Raw genomic sequence first — 2,183 nt, 5'->3', positions numbered from 1 at the left:
AGTGTACTGGGGAAAGGCTAAGCTTTGGCATGATTCTAAGTGCATTGTCTCATGCGGCGGTGCACCTCTAGAAATTGAAAAGGGGCGAGGTTAACCCTATGTGGCCAGCGGAAGGTCGGCAACGGGCCATCATCGAGGCGGTGACGCCGGAAATCGACGGTGGGCGCTACGCCATCAAGCGAACAGTGGGGGAGTACGTGGTGGTGGAGGCGGACATCTTCGCCGATGGCCACGACCAACTCTCGGCGGTGCTCAGTTTTCGCCAGGCCGGGGCAACAGACTGGGAGGAGCTCTTCATGGAGCCCATCGGCAACGACCGCTGGCGGGCGCAATTTCAGGTCACACAAATTGGCCAAGCCTTTTACCGCATCTTGGCCTGGGTGGATCCTTTCCAAACCTGGCAGCAGGATCTGCACAAGCGGGTGGCTGCCGAGCAGGATGTGGCGGTGGAGCTGTTGATCGGGGCGGAGCTAGTGGAGCGGGCCGCCCAGGCTCAAAGCGGGGATCTGGCGGCAAAGCTGCGCAACTACGCCCAAATGCTCCGCCAAGGCGGGGATCCGGCTATCGAGATCGCCCTTTCCCCAACCCTGGGATCCCTGATGCAGCTCTACGGCGAGCGCCGCTTCGTCACCGCCTACCCGGAGCGACGGGTTTGGGTGGATCCGGAGAAGGCCCGCTTCAGCACCTGGTACGAGCTGTTTCCCCGCTCCTGTGGCCCTGACGAGCACACCCACGGCACCTTCCAGGATGTGATCGCCCGCCTGCCGCTGCTTGCCGAGATGGGCTTCGATGTGCTCTACCTGCCCCCCATCCACCCCATCGGGCGCACCTTCCGCAAGGGCAAAAACAACTCTATGACGGCAGAGCCGGAGGATGTGGGCTCTCCCTGGGCCATTGGCGGGCCAGAAGGCGGGCACAAGGCCATCCATCCCCAACTGGGATCCCTGGAGGATTTTCATCGCTTGGTGGCGGAGGCCAAAAAACTCAACATCGATATCGCCCTGGACATCGCCTTCCAGTGCTCGCCGGATCACCCCTATGTGAAAGAGCACCCGGAATGGTTTAAAAAGCGGCCCGACGGCACCATTCAATATGCGGAGAACCCGCCCAAGAAATATCAAGACATCTACCCCCTCGACTTTGAGACGGAAAACTGGCAGGCCCTCTGGGAGGAGTTAAAAAGCGTTATCGAATACTGGATCGACCAGGGAGTCACCATCTTTCGGGTTGATAATCCCCACACCAAGGCTTTTGGCTTTTGGGAGTGGTGCATCGGCCAGATCAAGGCCAAGCACCCGCAGACAATCTTTTTGTCTGAAGCCTTCACCCGCCCCAAACTGATGAAATCCTTGGCCAAGCTGGGCTTCACCCAGTCTTACACCTATTTCACTTGGCGCAACGACAAGTGGGGCCTGACGGAGTACTTCACCGAGCTCACCCAAACCCCGATGCGGGAGTACTACCGCCCCAACCTCTGGCCCAACACGCCGGACATTCTGAACGAGTTCTTGCAAAAGGGGGGACGCCCGGCTTTTATGCTGCGCCTCATCCTGGCGGCCACGCTGGGGGCCAGCTACGGCATCTACGGCCCCGCTTTTGAACTCTGCGAAAACCGTCCCCTCCGCCCCGGCAGCGAAGAGTATCTGGACTCGGAAAAATACCAAATCCGCCACTGGGATCTGGACACACCGGATAACTTGCGGCCTCTGATCGCGCAGGTGAACCGGATCCGACGGCAAAACCCGGCTTTGCAAAGCGACTGGAGCTTGGTGTTTCACCCCACCGACAACGAGGCCCTGATCTGCTACTCCAAGCGCACCTTTGATGGCAGCAACCGCATCTTGGTGGCGGTCAATTTGGATCCGTTTCACATTCAATCCGGCTGGGTCACCCTCAACCTGGGGGCTTTGGGTTTGGAACACTGGCAAACTTTCAAGGTGATCGACCTCTTGGACGGCCAGCAGTATTCCTGGCAGGGATCCACCAACTACATCAAGCTGGATCCCTGGACGATGCCAGCCCACATTTTTCTCATCGAAAGTTGAAGATCCCGACAACAGCAGTACAGTAAACTACCCGGCTCCGACCGCTAAGCGGTACGGAGCAGGCTTTAAGCGCTACGCGCCGCTGACGCGAACGGTAGCCCTGCAGTTGGCAAGCCAACCACGGACCTCTAGGCCGGT

The 2,183-nt window shown here is 59.2% G+C and carries 1 protein-coding gene; it reads left to right on the top strand.

Going from position 1 to position 2,183, the window contains the following annotated elements; all coding sequences use genetic code 11:
- Positions 1 to 98: 98 nt before the first annotated feature.
- Entirely contained in the window at positions 99 to 2,045 is a 1,947-nt protein-coding gene (locus NW841_RS12695) for an alpha-1,4-glucan--maltose-1-phosphate maltosyltransferase (RefSeq protein WP_414386743.1), read from the top strand.
- Positions 2,046 to 2,183 lie beyond the last annotated feature (138 nt).

It is taken from the genome of Synechococcus sp. H60.3 (assembly GCF_047462295.1).
GTDB lineage: Bacteria > Cyanobacteriota > Cyanobacteriia > Thermostichales > Thermostichaceae > Thermostichus.
The sequence above is the reverse complement of the archived record's forward strand: the minus strand, read 5'-3'. Positions and strand labels throughout refer to the sequence as shown.